The 14,646-nt window shown below is 68.2% G+C and carries 13 protein-coding genes; 6 read left to right on the top strand and 7 right to left on the bottom strand.

Features of this window, described 5'->3' with window-relative positions; all coding sequences use genetic code 11:
* Positions 1 to 15: 15 nt before the first annotated feature.
* From hutU to hutI, 4 genes are read right to left on the bottom strand one after another with little or no spacing between them, the layout of a single operon-like run.
* Positions 16 to 1,683: a urocanate hydratase gene (gene hutU / locus AC5P9I_RS00270; protein ID WP_049468999.1), complete on the bottom strand. Its 1,668-nt coding sequence runs from the start codon at positions 1,681 to 1,683 to the stop codon at positions 16 to 18.
* Positions 1,680 to 2,534 (bottom strand): N-formylglutamate deformylase, encoded by an 855-nt coding sequence (gene hutG, locus AC5P9I_RS00265; RefSeq protein WP_064238817.1) that lies wholly within the window; start codon positions 2,532 to 2,534, stop codon positions 1,680 to 1,682. The genes hutU and hutG overlap by 4 nt, the downstream gene beginning before the upstream one ends.
* Positions 2,531 to 4,072: a histidine ammonia-lyase gene (gene hutH, locus AC5P9I_RS00260; RefSeq protein WP_187758920.1), complete on the bottom strand. Its 1,542-nt coding sequence runs from the start codon at positions 4,070 to 4,072 to the stop codon at positions 2,531 to 2,533. Before hutH ends, hutG begins: the two co-directional genes overlap by 4 nt.
* A complete protein-coding gene (hutI, locus tag AC5P9I_RS00255; RefSeq protein ID WP_049468993.1) occupies positions 4,069 to 5,292 on the bottom strand; it encodes an imidazolonepropionase in 1,224 nt (407 codons plus the stop codon). The genes hutH and hutI overlap by 4 nt, the downstream gene beginning before the upstream one ends.
* 67 nt (positions 5,293 to 5,359) lie before the next feature.
* On the opposite strand from hutI, the gene AC5P9I_RS00250 reads away from it, so the two are divergent.
* Together AC5P9I_RS00250 and hutC are read left to right on the top strand one after the other, a co-directional pair.
* Positions 5,360 to 6,730, top strand: a complete 1,371-nt coding sequence (locus AC5P9I_RS00250; protein WP_049468991.1) for a formimidoylglutamate deiminase — start codon at positions 5,360 to 5,362, stop codon at positions 6,728 to 6,730.
* A 28-nt stretch (positions 6,731 to 6,758) separates the two neighbouring features.
* Positions 6,759 to 7,487, top strand: a complete 729-nt coding sequence (hutC, locus tag AC5P9I_RS00245; protein ID WP_049468988.1) for a histidine utilization transcriptional repressor HutC — start codon at positions 6,759 to 6,761, stop codon at positions 7,485 to 7,487.
* 100 nt (positions 7,488 to 7,587) lie between these two features.
* On the opposite strand, the gene AC5P9I_RS00240 is transcribed toward hutC, so the two are convergent.
* From AC5P9I_RS00240 to AC5P9I_RS00230, 3 genes are all read right to left on the bottom strand, one after another.
* The gene (locus AC5P9I_RS00240; RefSeq protein WP_130767897.1) at positions 7,588 to 8,667 is read right to left on the bottom strand and encodes a restriction endonuclease; all 1,080 of its coding nucleotides are present in this window, start codon (positions 8,665 to 8,667) and stop codon (positions 7,588 to 7,590) included.
* Positions 8,668 to 8,903: 236 nt separating this feature from the next.
* Positions 8,904 to 9,395, bottom strand: coding sequence for a phasin family protein (locus tag AC5P9I_RS00235; protein WP_049471412.1), 492 nt, complete (start codon positions 9,393 to 9,395; stop codon positions 8,904 to 8,906).
* A gap of 80 nt (positions 9,396 to 9,475) precedes the next feature.
* Positions 9,476 to 9,751 carry a polyhydroxyalkanoic acid system family protein gene (locus tag AC5P9I_RS00230; RefSeq protein ID WP_005417302.1) on the bottom strand — a complete coding sequence of 92 codons (276 nt, stop codon included), beginning with the start codon at positions 9,749 to 9,751 and terminating at the stop codon, positions 9,476 to 9,478.
* 125 nt (positions 9,752 to 9,876) lie between these two features.
* Here AC5P9I_RS00230 and AC5P9I_RS00225 point away from each other — a divergent pair, with 125 nt between their 5' ends.
* From AC5P9I_RS00225 to aroA, 4 genes are all read left to right on the top strand, one after another.
* On the top strand, positions 9,877 to 10,683 hold the full coding sequence (locus AC5P9I_RS00225) for an FHA domain-containing protein (protein ID WP_049471410.1): 807 nt from the start codon (positions 9,877 to 9,879) through the stop codon (positions 10,681 to 10,683).
* A gap of 217 nt (positions 10,684 to 10,900) precedes the next feature.
* On the top strand, positions 10,901 to 11,986 hold the full coding sequence (gene serC, locus AC5P9I_RS00220; protein ID WP_049471408.1) for a 3-phosphoserine/phosphohydroxythreonine transaminase: 1,086 nt from the start codon (positions 10,901 to 10,903) through the stop codon (positions 11,984 to 11,986).
* A gap of 51 nt (positions 11,987 to 12,037) precedes the next feature.
* Positions 12,038 to 13,237, top strand: a complete 1,200-nt coding sequence (gene pheA / locus AC5P9I_RS00215; protein ID WP_049471406.1) for a prephenate dehydratase — start codon at positions 12,038 to 12,040, stop codon at positions 13,235 to 13,237.
* A gap of 76 nt (positions 13,238 to 13,313) precedes the next feature.
* A complete protein-coding gene (gene aroA, locus AC5P9I_RS00210) occupies positions 13,314 to 14,621 on the top strand; it encodes a 3-phosphoshikimate 1-carboxyvinyltransferase (RefSeq protein WP_049471405.1) in 1,308 nt (435 codons plus the stop codon).
* Positions 14,622 to 14,646 lie beyond the last annotated feature (25 nt).

Raw genomic sequence — 14,646 nt, 5'->3', positions numbered from 1 at the left:
CCAGCCGCCCTGAGATCAGCCGAGGATTCCGGGCAGATCCAGTCCCTTTTCCTTCGCGCAGTTGATCGCGATTTCATAGCCAGCATCGGCATGGCGCATCACGCCGGTGGCCGGGTCGTTCCACAGCACGCGGCCAATGCGCTTGGCCGCCGCCTCGGTGCCGTCGCAGACGATCACCATGCCGGCGTGCTGCGAGAAGCCCATGCCCACGCCACCGCCATGGTGCAGCGACACCCAGGTCGCGCCGCTGGCGGTGTTGAGCAGGGCGTTCAGCAGCGGCCAGTCGGACACCGCATCGGAACCATCGGCCATCGCTTCGGTTTCGCGGTTCGGCGACGCCACACTGCCGCTGTCCAGGTGGTCACGGCCGATCACCACCGGCGCCTTCAGTTCGCCGTTGGCCACCATCTCGTTGAAGGCCAGGCCCAGGCGGTGTCGGTCACCCAGGCCGACCCAGCAGATGCGCGCCGGCAGGCCCTGGAACTTGATCTTCTCGGCCGCCATGTCCAGCCAGCGGTGCAGGTGCGGGTTGTCCGGAATCAGTTCCTTCACTTTGGCATCGGTCTTGGCGATGTCTTCCGGGTCGCCGCTCAGCGCAGCCCAGCGGAACGGGCCGATGCCGCGGCAGAACAACGGGCGGATATAGGCCGGCACGAAACCGGGGAAGTCGAAGGCATTGGCCACGCCTTCCTCCAGCGCCATCTGCCGCAGGTTGTTGCCGTAGTCCACGGTCGGCACGCCGAGCGCGTGGAAGCCGAGCATGGCGCGGATGTGGTTGGCCATCGACGCACGCGCCGCCTTTTCCACTTCCTTCGGTGCAGAGACACGCTTCTCATCCCACTGTTCGACCGTCCAGCCCTGCGGCAGGTAGCCGTTCACCGGGTCGTGCGCGGAGGTCTGGTCGGTCAGCAGGTCCGGCTTGATGCCGCGCGCCAGCAACTCAGCCAACACATCGGCGACGTTGCCGAGCAGGCCCACCGATTTCGGCGTGCCGGCCTTGCACGACTCGTCGATCAGGCGCAGCGCTTCGTCCAGATTGTCGGTCCAGGTGTCCAGGTAACCGGTGCGCAGGCGCATGTCGATGCTGCTCTTGCGGCACTCGACGGCCAGGCAGGAGGCGCCGGCCATCACCGCGGCCAGCGGCTGTGCGCCACCCATGCCGCCGAGGCCGCCAGTGAACAGCCACTTGCCGGTCAGGTCGCCACCGAAGTGCTGGCGCCCCATTTCCACGAAGGTCTCGTAGGTGCCCTGCACGATGCCCTGCGCGCCGATGTAGATCCAGCTGCCGGCGGTCATCTGGCCGTACATGGCCAGGCCCTTCTTATCCAGTTCGTTGAAGTGGTCCCAGTTGGCCCAGCGCGGCACCAGGTTGGAATTGGCGATCAGCACGCGCGGTGCATCGGCGTGGGTGCGGAACACGCCCACCGGCTTGCCGGACTGCACCAGCAGGGTCTGGTCGTCGTCCAGGCGCTTGAGCGTTTCGACGATGGCATCGAAGCTCTCCCAGTCGCGCGCGGCACGCCCGATACCGCCGTACACCACCAGCTCCTGCGGGCGCTCGGCCACGTCCGGGTGCAGGTTGTTCATCAGCATGCGCAGCGGTGCCTCGGTCAGCCAGCTTTTGGCGTTGAGCGTGGTGCCGGTCGGCGCGGCAATGGTGCGGGACGGGTCGTTGCGGGTCATGCGGCGCTCCGGTTCGTAGCGAATTCAAGGCAGGCGTTGAGCACCTGCGCCAGGGTGTGGCGCAGCGGTGCGGCGTGGTCGGGGTCGAGCGGGGTGGGCCAGCTGTGTTCATCCACCTGGTCCGGCAGCGGTTCGTGCATGTAGCCACGGCAGGCCAGCTCCATCTGCAGGCTGTGCACGCCGCCGGCGATGTTGCTGTAGTGGCGGGTGATCCAGCCGCCCTTGAAGCGGCCGTTGCGCACCTGGCTCATGCCGCTGATTTTCAGCAGGTTCTCCACCACGTCGCTCAAGGTGTTGTCGCAGGACGTGTCCGGCGCACCCGAGGGGCCGGCGGTGCCCAGGTTGAACTGCGGCAGCTCACCGTCGAACAGGTGCGGGATGTGCGAGCGGATCGAATGCGCGTCGTACACCACCACGGTGCCGTGGCGCGCACGCAGGCGCGCGATCTGCGCAGCCAGGGCGTCGTGGTAGGGCAGGAAATACGTGTCGCGGCGGCGCGCGATTTCGGCCTCGTCCGGCTCGCGCCCGGCGTGGTACAGCGGCTGGTTGTCGAAGGTGGTCAGCGGGCACAGGCCGGTGGTGTTCTGGCCCGGATACAGCGACACGCCGCTGGGATCGCGGTTGAGGTCGATCACCGAACGCGAGATCGCCGAGCGCACCGTGGTCGCGCCCATGCCACGCACGAAGTCGTACAGCTCATGCACCCACCAGTCGGCGTCGCGGCGCGCCAGCCACGGCGAGTGGTAGTCGCCGATCAGGTCGTGCGGCAGCTCGCTGCCGGTATGCGGGAAGCTGACGATCAACGGCGCATCGCCCTCGTGCACCGTCAGCCAGTCGGGATGGGCGTTCATGCCTGCGGTTCCACGGTCGGCAGGAGCTCGGCCAGGCCCTGCGCCAGTGCGCCACTGCGCACCAGGTTCGTAGCGGTCACCATGTCGGGATGGAAGTAGCGGTCTTCCTCCAGCGTCGGCACCTGTGCACGCAGGGTGGCGCGCACGGCTTCCAGCGCGGCACTGGAGCGCAGCGGGTCGTGGAAGTCGCAGCCCTGTGCGGCGGCCAGCAGCTCGATGCCGATCACGTTGGCGGCGTTCTCGGCCATCTGCATCAGGCGGCGTGCACCGTGCGCGGCCATCGAGACGTGGTCTTCCTGGTTGGCCGATGTCGGGATCGAATCAACGCTGGCCGGGTAGGCCCGCTGCTTGTTTTCCGAGACCAGCGCTGCGGCAGTCACCTGCGGAATCATGAAGCCGGAATTCAGTCCCGGGCGCGGGGTCAGGAACGCCGGCAGGCCGGACAGCGCCGGGTCGACCAGCATCGCCAGGCGGCGCTCGCTGATCGAACCGATCTCGCACACCGCCATCGCCAGCATGTCGGCCGCGAAGGCCACCGGCTCGGCATGGAAGTTGCCGCCGGACAGCGCTTCACCGGTATCGGTGAACACCAGCGGATTGTCGGAGACGCCGTTGGCTTCGATTTCCAGCGTGGTCGCGGCCTGGCGCAGGATGTCCAGCGCCGCGCCCATCACCTGCGGCTGGCAGCGCAGGCAGTACGGGTCCTGCACGCGCACATCGTTGTCGCGGTGCGATTCGCGGATCTCCGAGCCCTGCATCAGCGCGCGCAGCGTCGCGGCGGTAGCGATCTGCCCGCGCTGGCCGCGGATGGCGTGGATGCGGGGGTCGAACGGCGTGTCGGAGCCCTTGGCTGCTTCCACCGACAGCGCACCGGTGATCAGCGCGGCCTGGAACACGGTCTCGATCTCGAACAGGCCGGCCAACGCATACGCGGTGGAGAACTGGGTGCCGTTGAGCAGCGCCAGGCCTTCCTTCGCGCCCAGTTCGATCGGCTGCAGGCCGGCACGTGCCAGCGCATCGACCGCCGGCACGCGCTCGTCACCGATGAAGGCTTCGCCTACGCCCAGCATCACGCTGGCCAGGTGCGAGAGCGGCGCCAGGTCGCCCGAGGCACCCACCGAGCCCTGCGCGGGTACCACCGGCAGCACGCCCTTGACCAGCATCGCTTCCAGCAGCAGCAGCGTTTCCTCGCGGATGCCCGACGCACCCTGCGCCAGGCTGACCAGCTTCAGCGCCATCATCAGGCGCACCACGCTGGCCGGCATCGGCTCGCCCACGCCGGCGGCATGCGAGAGCACGATGTTCCGCTGCAGGGTAGCCAGGTCCTCGCGCTCGATGCGCACGCTGGCCAGCTTGCCGAAGCCGGTGTTGATGCCATACACCGGCGCGCCCTTGGCGACGATGGCGGCGACCGTCGCAGCACTGGCGCGCACCACCGGCAGCGCGGCCGGGTCGAGCGCGAGCGGCGCACCGCGATAGACCTGCCGCCACTGGGCAAGCGTGACATGGCCGGGGCGAAGAACCAGGGTGTTGCTCATGTGTTGCTCCAGGAGGCAGGCAGGTCGGGCTGCCCGCGCACCACGCGCGCGTGCAGCGGGTTGAATCCAATGCGATAGACCAGGTCGGCGGGCGCGTCGATGTCCCAGATCGCCAGGTCGCAGTCCAGGCCCACGGCCAGGCGGCCGATGCGCTCGCCATGGCCCAGTGCGCGCGCCGCTTCACGGGTGAAGCCGGCAATGCACTCATCCACGGTCAGGCGGAACAGGGTGGCGCCCATGTTCATCGCCAGCAGCGGGCTGGTCAGCGGCGAGGTGCCCGGGTTGCTGTCCGTGGCCAGCGCCAGCGGCACGCCGGCCGCACGCAGCGCGGCGATCGGCGGCAAGGTGGTATCGCGGGTGAAATAGAAGGCACCGGGCAGCAGCACGGCGACAGTGCCGGCGGCGGCCATCGCGGCGATGCCGGCATCGTCCAGATGTTCGATATGGTCGGCCGACAGTGCGCCGACGCTGGCCGCCAGTTCGGCGCCGTGCTGGTTGCTCAGCTGCTCGGCGTGGATCTTCACCGCCAGCCCGTTGGCGCGCGCTGCTTCGAAGACCTGCCGCGCCTGCGCCGGCGAGAAGGCGATGTTCTCGCAGAACACGTCCACCGCTTCGGCCAGGCCTTCGGCGGCGATGGCCGGGATCATCACGTTGCAGACCTCGTCGGTGTATTCCTGCGCTTCGCGGCCTGGCGGAACCGCGTGTGCGCCGAGGAAGGTGGTCACCACGTTGACCCGGCATTCCTCGCCCAGCGCACGCGCCACCTGCAGCTGCTTGCGCTCGTCGGGCAGGGTGAGGCCGTAGCCGGACTTGATTTCGATCGTGGTCACGCCTTCGGCGCGCATCGCCAGCAGGCGCGGCCGGCTTTCGGCGGCCAGCTGTTCCGGGGTGGCAGCGCGGGTGGCGCGCACGGTGGAGACGATGCCGCCGCCGGCACGGGCGATCTCGGCATAGCTGACGCCCTGCAGGCGCTGCTCGAATTCGTTGGCGCGGTTGCCGGCGTAGACCAGGTGGGTGTGGCAGTCGATCAGGCCCGGCGAGATCCAGCGGCCTTCGCCGTCGATGCGGGTGGTCGGTTGCAGATGGCCACCGCTACCTGCCGGGCCGACGTGGACGATGCGGCCGTCGGCGCAGGCGAGCACGCCATCGCGGATGACACCCAGCCCTTCACCCTCGAGGGTGATCAGGTGGACGTTGGACCAGAGGGTATCGACGTGCATGGCATCCACAACGCGGCTGTGCTTATATGTCTATACAATATAGGCGTCCATTTCGGGTTGTCCAGCCATGTCCGATTCGCGTTCCCCGCACTGCTTCCATGCCGCCCACGCCCTGCTGGCCGACGGCTGGGCCCGTGATGTCCGCCTGCAGGTGCAGGATGGCCGCATCGCGGCGATCAGCGCGGGGCACGGCGCCCAGCACGGCGACACCCAGGTCGGCATCCTGGTGCCGGGCCTGCCCAACCTGCACAGCCACGCGTTTCAGCGTGGCATGGCCGGCCTGACCGAGATCGGCGGCGGTGACGGTGACAGCTTCTGGAGCTGGCGCGAGCTGATGTACCGCTTCCTCGCCCATCTGCGCCCGGACGCGGTGCAGGCCATCGCCGCCCAGGCCTATATGGAAATGCTGGAAAGTGGCTTCACCCGCGTCGGCGAATTCCATTACCTGCACCACGATGCCGAGGGCCACGCCTATGCCAACCGCGCCGAAATGAGCGCACGGATCGCGGCGGCAGCCGAGCAGACCGGCATCGGCCTGACCCTGTTGCCGGTGTTCTACGCGCATGCCGATTTCGGCGGCGCGGCACCGAATCCCGCACAGCGTCGCCTGATCCACGACGTGGAGGGCTTCGCACAACTGCTGGACGCCGCAAAGCCGGCATTGGCCGTGCTTCCCGACGCGGTGCTTGGCATCGCACCGCACAGCCTGCGCGCGGTCACCGGCGAGGAACTGTGCGCGCTGCTGCCGCTGGCTGACGGCCCGGTGCACATCCATATCGCCGAGCAGCTGCGCGAAGTCGAGGCCTGCCTGGCCTGGAGCGGCCAGCGCCCGGTGCAGTGGCTGTACGACCATGCGCCGGTCGATGCACGGTGGTGCCTGGTGCATGCCACCCACATCACCGATGACGAGCGCGCGGCCATCGTGGCCAGCCAGGCCGTGGCCGGGCTGTGCCCGATCACCGAAGCCAACCTGGGTGACGGCCTGTTCCCGATGCAGGCGTTCGCGCGCGAGGGCGGGCGCTTCGGCGTCGGTTCCGATTCCAATGTGCTGATCGATGCAGCTGAAGAACTGCGCCTGCTCGAGTACGGCCAGCGCCTGGCCCTGCGCGGGCGCAACGTGCTGGCGCCGGATGCCACCCGCAGCAGCGGCCGCTTCCTGTTCGAAGGTGCATTGCACGGTGGCGCACAGGCGCTGGGCGTGGCCGCTGGCCTGCAGGTCGGCGCCAGTGCCGATCTGGTCGAACTGGATGCCGCGCACCCGGCGCTGCAGGCGCGACAGGATGACGCATGGCTTGACAGCTGGGTGTTCGCCGCACGTAATGGCGCGCTGCGATCGGTCTGGCGCCATGGCCGTCAATGCGTGGCCGAAGGCCGCCACCTGCAGCGCGAGGCGATCACCAGCGCCTTCGCCGCCGCCCTGCGTGGCGTGCTGGCCTGATCGCCTCCCGACACCGAGACCCCATCACGTGAAGGCCAGCAAGTCCGCCACGCTCAACCAGCGCATCCGCAGCGATCTGGAAAGCCGCATCCTCAGCGGAGAGTGGGCGCCGGGCTTCCGCATACCGTACGAGCACGAGCTGATGGAGCAGTACGGTTGCTCGCGGATGACGGTGAACAAGGTGCTGACCGCACTGGCCGAGAGCGGCATGATCGAGCGCCGCCGTCGTGCGGGTTCCTTCGTGGCGCGTCAGCCCCCGCACCTGGAACAGGTGGCGCTGGAGATTCCCGACATTGCGATGGAGGTCGGTTCGCGCGGCCATCAGTACGCCTATCGCCTGCTGCAACGGGAACTGCGCTTGGCTGATCCCGGCAATGCCGGCGAGGTAGAGCTGGCGGGCCGCGAGAAACTGCTGGCGATGCGCTGCCTGCATCTGGCCGACGGCCGCCCGCTGGCGCTGGAGCATCGGCTGATCAGCCCGGTGGGGGTGCCCGAGGTGCTGGAGGTCGATTTCACTACCACAGCGCCGGGCAGCTGGCTGCTGCAGAACGTATCGTGGACCCGCGCCCAGCACCGCATCAGCGCCTGGGGTGCGGACACTGCTACCGCCAGGCTGCTGGACGTGAAGCCCGGTACCGCCTGCCTGGTGATCGAACGCCTGACCTGGCGTGGCGAACAGCCGATCACCCGCGTGCGCCAGATGTTCCTCGGCGACGCCTGGGACCTGGTCGCGCGCTTCGCGCCGGGGGCTCGGTAGGGCGTATCCACGCATGGCATGCAACGACTGAATCCCGGTTGGGATTACGTGATGGGTGAGAACCTTCGGTCGATCCACGCCATGCGTGGATGCTGCCCCATCAATACGTAGCGCACTGCCGCCAGCGCACCGGCTCGTCCACACCGGGGCGGGCATTGAGCTGGATGCGCACGTTGCGCAGGGCGGGGTAGTGCAGCACTTCCTCGCAGACCAGCGGCCATACGGCGTCAAGTTCGCCGGTGCGGTTGATCGCCAGCGTCTGCCGGGTCAGCCAGACGCCGCTGGCGATGCCGGGCTTGCCAGCCAGCGCACGGGCCAGATCGGCCTGGTAGCGATCCAGGGTGGCCGCATCCGGGTTGGGATTGCTGCGTGGGTCGACCGCCGGCGCGGCCACACCCTGCGGCGACGAGGTCGCGGTGGCGGGCGTGCTTGGGGATGCTCCGGGGGCAGGTGCAGGTGCAGGTGCAGGTGCAGGTGCAGGTGCAGGTGCAGGTGCAGGTGCAGCGGTAGCAGCCGGAGCAGGGGCCGGCGTTGGCACTGGCGCTGGCACTACCGATGTGTCGTCAGTGGGTGCGGCGTCGTCCACGTGCAGGCCCTGCAGGCCCAGGCCGACCAGCAGCCCCAGCGTGATTGATCCCAGGCCGGCGATGGCGATGCGGCGCAGGGCTTCATGCCGGGCAGTGGCGCGCACACGCATTTCAATGTCACCCGGCAGGTAGGGCTGCAGCAGCGGCCACAGGCGCGGGCCGTCCAGTACCTCGACCGCCTGCTTCTCGGCAGCTGCCCGGCCATCGCGCTCGATCCGGCCTTCCGTGAGCAGTACGCCACCTTTCGCACCGGCCAGGCGCGCGGCCGCCCCCAGTTCGTTCACTGCGGCAGTGCCGATACGGTAGGCCAAGCCGTGCTTGCATGACACCAGCCACTGGTTGGGACCGTCGCTGAGCAGGAAGTCGCTGCTCGGCTCGCGGGCATCTTCGGCCGGATCGACCAGCTCGCGCAGGCCACGCTGCTCGCGCAGCATGCGCTTGACGAGCACCGAAAATTCGCGCCAGTGCATCCCCGCCAGGGCCTGCAGGCCAAGTTGCATCTCCTTCTGCCGCCGCTTGATCCACCACAGATAGACCACGGCCAGGGAACAGGTAAGCAGGGCCGACAACAGGGCCAGGATCCAGGGGAGCATGCAGGAGTAGGGCGGAAGGGGCGAAAGCGGAGAACGACAGTGTAAAGGCCGCAGTGCCCGGCTGGGTCAGGATGTTCCTGACAGGAAGCGTGATGGAGCACGCAGAACGGTATACGGCGGGCACGAAAAACCCGCCAATCCTGAAGCCGTGAGGGGAGGGAACAAACGGCAGCCGAAGCGATTGGCGGGTTGCTCGCGATTGTCAATCAAAATTTATTGCATTGCAACAATTGCGCTCAGGGAATGCTGTCCGGCGACTGATGGCTGCCCGGTGCAGGGGCGTCGGTACCCGACGCTGCCCGGTTTTCCAGCCTGGCCAGGCGCGCGTGCAGGGCATCGATGCGGGCTTCCAGCGCGGTGACTTCGTCGGCCGTGGGCACATGCAGCCGCTTGAGCACGCCCTGCACCTGGTCATCGAAGGCCTTCTCGACCTTGTTCCAGGTGCCCGAGGCCTTCTCGCGGGCTTCATCCAGGGACGATTCCACGTTGTCGCGCCAGCCAGGGCCCTGTTCGCTGCTGCGTTCACGGCGGCGGGCTTCCCAGGCTTCGCCTTCCTTCACCAGGCCATCAAAGAAGCGGCTGCCTTCGGCCTGGGCGCGGCCGAGGGCGCCCAGCCCGGCCAGCCAGACCTGCTGCGCCGAGTCGCTGAGCTTGCGCGAGAAGCGCTCGGCCTGGTCACCGAAAGAGGCGTCGTCGTTGCGGCGGTCGTCGTTCTCGTAGTGGTTCATCACACTTCCCGTGGGAGTTGGGCCTTCCCCGAGAGTAGCGCGCGGTGGCGTTGCACGGCCGTGATGGCCGCCGCCAGGATTCAGCCCAGCTTTTCCTTCAGCACGCGCTGGATCTCGCCTTCGACCATGCCCTTCATTGCCGACAGCAGGAAGCCCAGCTTGGCGGTCACGCGCACAGCGCCCGGCTGCAGTTCGATCGCGCCGTCCACGCCGCTGCCGGAGAAGTTCAGCACATCGGCGGTCCAGGACGACTTCAGGCCGAAGCGCTCGGACAGCTTGGCGGCGACCTGTTCGATCGCGGCGCGCGCCTGTGCGTCGGGCAGGGCGTGGGCGTGGCGGACATCGATGGTGGACATGCAGGCTCCTGGCGCTGGGCGGGGATGATCAGAGAGGGCGAGCATTGTGCGCATCGGGGGCGCCCGCGCCAAGCACTCATCGCAGGTTCTTCTTCGTTGGCGGCCAACCTGCTAGGCTGCGCCGCGTGCAGAACCTGCTTGTTCACTTCAGTCAACAACAACAGCCCGACCAGCCGCTGCGGCCCGGGGTGCAGCGCATCGTGCGCCAGGCCAACGGCAGCGTGCGGCTGGGCGATGCCGGTCACGGCGCGCTGTTGCTGGCGCAGTTCTGCATGGACGATCGCGGCCTCTGGCTGCAGGTCGGCAACGGTATCCGCGGCATCCACGTGAACGGTCGGCCGGTGCGCCGGATGGCGCTGTTGCGTGCAGGCGATGCGGTATACGTGGATGGTGTGGAGATGGTCCTGCAGGGCGAGGTCGAGAGCCTGCTGCAGGCGCCTACGCCGAACAACGATGACGGCAGCGACGAGCAGCAGCGGCTGCTGCGCGGCGTCGGTGGACTCCACCATGGCCGCAGTTTCACCCTGTCGCGGGCCCGCCTGATCGGCCGCGGCAACGACGCCGACATCGCCATCGACGATCCGGCTTTCGCCGAACAGCATGCGCGGGTGGAAGTGCACGGCGAGCGCGTACTGCTGCGCGACCTCGGCAGTGCCGACGGCACCCGCGTCAATGGCGTGGCCGTGCGCCATTGCTGGCTGCAGGCCGGCGACCAGGTGGTATTCGATGGCCAGCACCGTTTCGTGCTGGAAGTGCCGCACGACCCGCGCCGGCGGTCGCAGCCGGTCGAGGACGACGCCAGCCACGAGGCCGAGCAGGCGCCAGTGATGCCGGCTGCGCCTCGCAAGGTCCGGCGCTGGCCGTGGCTGCTGGTCAGTGCACTGCTGCTGGCCGCACTGCTCAGCCTGCTGCTCTGGTTCGGCGCGCGCTGATCTGAACCCGGAGGGTCAGCTCTGGTGGGTGCCGACCTTGGTCGGCACGCTCTCCAGGAGGCCATGACGCCTGACGGCGTACGCCGACCAGGGTCGGCGCCTACCGGCGCCATGCTGGCGGCCGATGGATTCCAATGAAACCAAATTTCCCTTGCCACACAAGGCCGCAAGGCTGGTGCACTGCGGCATACTAGGGGTCTTGCCCCACAGGTGTGACATGACGCGCGCGTTCAACTTCAGTGCCGGCCCTGCAACCTTGCCGGAATCGGTCCTGCGCCAGGCGCAGGCGGAAATGCTGGACTGGCACGGTAGTGGTGCCTCGATCGTGGAAATGAGCCATCGCGGCGCGGAATTCATGTCCGTGGCCGCCGAGGCCGAGGCCGACCTGCGCCGCCTGCTCGATATCCCCGACGACTACGCGGTGCTGTTCCTGTCCGGTGGTGCCACCACCCAGCAGGCGCTGATCCCGCTCAACTTCGCCCGCCCCGGCCAGCGCGCCGACTACGTGGTCAGTGGCCATTGGGGAAAGACTGCGGTCAAGCAGGCCGGCGTCTATGTCGACGTCAACATTGCCGCCAGCAGCGAGCCCGACGGCTACCGCACGCTGCCGCCCCGCGCCGACTGGCAGCTCTCGCCCGACGCCGCCTATGTACACATCACCGCCAACGAGACCATCCACGGCGTCGAGTTCCGTGATGTGCCGGATACCGGCGATGTGCCGCTGGTGGCGGACTTCAGCTCGTCCATCGCCAGCGAGCCGCTGGATGTACGCCGCTACGGTGTGATCTATGCCGGCGCGCAGAAGAACCTGGGTCCGGTCGGCATCGCAGTGATGATCGTCCGCCGCGATCTGCTCGAGCGCACTGGCCAGCCGCGCGCGGACATCTTCGATTACCGCTCGCACGTCGCCCGCGATTCGATGCTCAACACCCCGCCGACCTGGAACTGGTACCTGGCCGGCCTGGTGTTCAAGTGGATGCTGGCCGAAGGCGGCGTGGCCGAATTCGCCAGGCGCAATGCCGCCAAGGCGGCACTGGTGTACGGCGCCATCGATGGCTCCGGCGGCTTCTACCGCAACGAGGTCGCGCATGCGGCACGCTCGCGGATGAACATCCCGTTCTTCCTGCCCGATGCCGAACTGGATGCCCGTTTCGTCGCCGAAGCCAAGGCCGCCGGCCTGCTGGCGCTGAAGGGGCACAAGGTGGTCGGGGGCATCCGTGCCTCGCTGTACAACGCCATGCCGCTGGCCGGGGCCGAGGCGCTGGTCGCCTTCATGGCCGATTTCCAGCAGCGTCACGGTTGAGCAATGAACGGCGCGCACCGTCGGGTGCGTGCCCCGCAACAAGGAATTCCGATGGCAAGCAGCAAATCGAGCAAGAAGGCGCCGAAGAAGGCCGAACCGGCCAAGGACAGCGCGCCCACCAAGGCGAAGGGCAAGGCCAAGGCCGCCTCGAACCCGGCGCCGACCCTGGCGCCGCTGGCGCTGGCCGATGTGCGCTCGAAGATCGACCAGATCGACCGTGACATCCAGAGCCTGATCGCCGAGCGCGCGCGCTTCGCCCACCAGGTCGGCAAGGCCAAGGGCAAGCTCGCCGCCGCTGTCGACTACTACCGCCCCGAGCGCGAAGCGCAGGTGCTGCGCATGGTGGTGGACCGCAATGAAGGCCCGCTCAGCGACGAGCTGCTGGTGCATGTCTATCGCGAGATCATGTCGGCCTGCCTGGCCCAGCAGGAGCCGCTGAAGATCGGCTACCTCGGCCCGGAAGGCACCTTCAGCCAGCAGGCCGTGCTCAAGCACTTCGGCCGCTCGGCGCTGGGCCTGCCGATGGCCAGCATCGAAGAGGTGTTCCAGGAAGTGGAAGCGGGCAACGCCGATTTCGGCGTGGTGCCGGTGGAAAATTCCGGGCAGGGCACCATCCAGATCACCCTGGACATGTTCCTGACCTCCAACCTGAAGATCTGTGGCGAAGTGGAACTGCGCGTGCAGCAGTTCCTGATGTCGCGCAGCGGCCGCATCGAGGACATCGAGCGCATCTACGCGCATCCGCAGTCGTTCATGCAAACCTCGGCCTGGCTGCGCGCCAACCTGCCGAAGGCCGAAAAGATCCCGGTGTCGAGCAACGCCGAGGGTGCGCGTCGCGCGCGCAACGCCGACGACGCGGCTGCCATCGGCGGCGAGAGCGCCGGCCACGTGTATGGCCTGAAGAAGGTGGTCACCAAGCCGATCCAGAACGATGCCGACAACACCACCCGCTTCCTGGTGGTGGGCCGCAACATCTTCCCGACCTCCGGCCACGACCGTACGTCCGTGCTGGTGTTCATCCATGACAAGCCCGGTGCGCTGTTCGACGTGCTCAGCCCGTTCGCCCGCCATGGCATCAGCATGAACCGCATCGAGTCGCGGCCGTCGCACCACGGCAAGTGGGAGTACGGCTTCTTCATCGACCTGGCCGGCCATATCGATGACGCGCCGATGCAGGCGGCACTGGCCGAACTGGAAGCGCACTCGGCACAGATCAAGGTGCTGGGCTCCTATCCGGTGGCCGTGCCCTGAGTGCTGCTGCGGTGGTCCTGGCCGCCGCTCCCTGATGCATCGCCGGCGTTGCCGGCGTTTACGGAATGATCGAACGATGAGCAACGCGCAACACTGGATCGCCCGCAAGGGCCAGCCGCTGCAGGGCAGCCTGACCATTCCCGGCGACAAGTCGGTCTCGCACCGCTCGGTGATGTTCGCCGCACTGGCCGATGGCACTTCGCATATCGAGGGCTTCCTGGAAGGCGAGGACACCCGCGCGACGGCGCGCATCTTCAGCCAGCTGGGGGTGCGCATCGAAACCCCCAGCCCGTCGCAGCGCATCGTGCATGGCGTCGGCATCGACGGCCTGAAGGCGCCGGATGCACCGCTGGATTGCGGCAATGCCGGCACCGGCATGCGGCTGCTGGCTGGCCTGCTGGCCGGGCAGGCGTTCGACTGCACGCTGATCGGCGACGAGTCGCTGTCCGGCCGCCCGATGCGTCGCGTCACTGGCCCGCTGTCGCAGATGGGCGCAAGGATCGATACCCAGGACGACGGCACACCGCCGCTGCACGTGCATGGTGGCCAGACGCTGCACGGCATCGACTTCGCCTCGCCGGTGGCCAGCGCACAGATCAAGTCGGCCGTGCTGCTGGCCGGCCTGTACGCGCAGGGCGAAACCCGCGTGGTGGAACCACACCCGACCCGCGACTACACCGAGCGCATGCTGTCCGCGTTCGGCGTGGACATCGAGTTCTCGCCGGGCAAGGCCCGCCTGCGGGGCGGCCAGCGCCTGCGCGCCACCGACATCGTGGTGCCGGCCGATTTTTCCTCGGCCGCGTTCTACCTGGTCGCCGCCAGCATCATTCCCGGTTCCGAGCTGCGCCTGAAGCAGGTCGGCCTGAACCCGCGCCGCACCGGCCTGCTGCACGCGCTGCGCCTGATGGGGGCGGACATCACCGAAGAGAATCCGGCCGAGCAGGGCGGTGAGCCGGTGGCCGATCTGGTGGTGCGCTACGCCCCCCTGAAGGGCGCGCGTATTCCCGAAGCACTGGTGCCGGACATGATCGACGAGTTCCCGGCGTTGTTCGTGGCCGCCGCCGCTGCCGAGGGCCAGACCGTGGTCAGCGGCGCGGCCGAACTGCGGGTGAAGGAATCCGATCGTCTTGCCGCGATGGCCACTGGCCTGCGCGCGCTGGGCATGCAGGTGGACGAGACCGAAGACGGCGCCACCCTGCACGGCGGCGTGCGCCTGGGCAGCGGCACCATTGAAAGCCACGGTGATCATCGCATCGCCATGGCGTTTGCCATTGCTGGACAGATCAGTGAGGGCGAAGTGCGCATCAACGACATCGCCAACGTCGCCACCTCCTTCCCGGACTTCGACGGCCTGGCCCGCAGCGCCGGGTTCAACCTGGCCTGAGCGGCATCGCGGCCGCCGGGCCATG

Source organism: Stenotrophomonas sp. YJH_SMC_29 (assembly GCF_059371235.1).
Note: the sequence above shows the minus strand (reverse complement) of the source record. Positions and strands in the feature narration are given on the sequence as shown.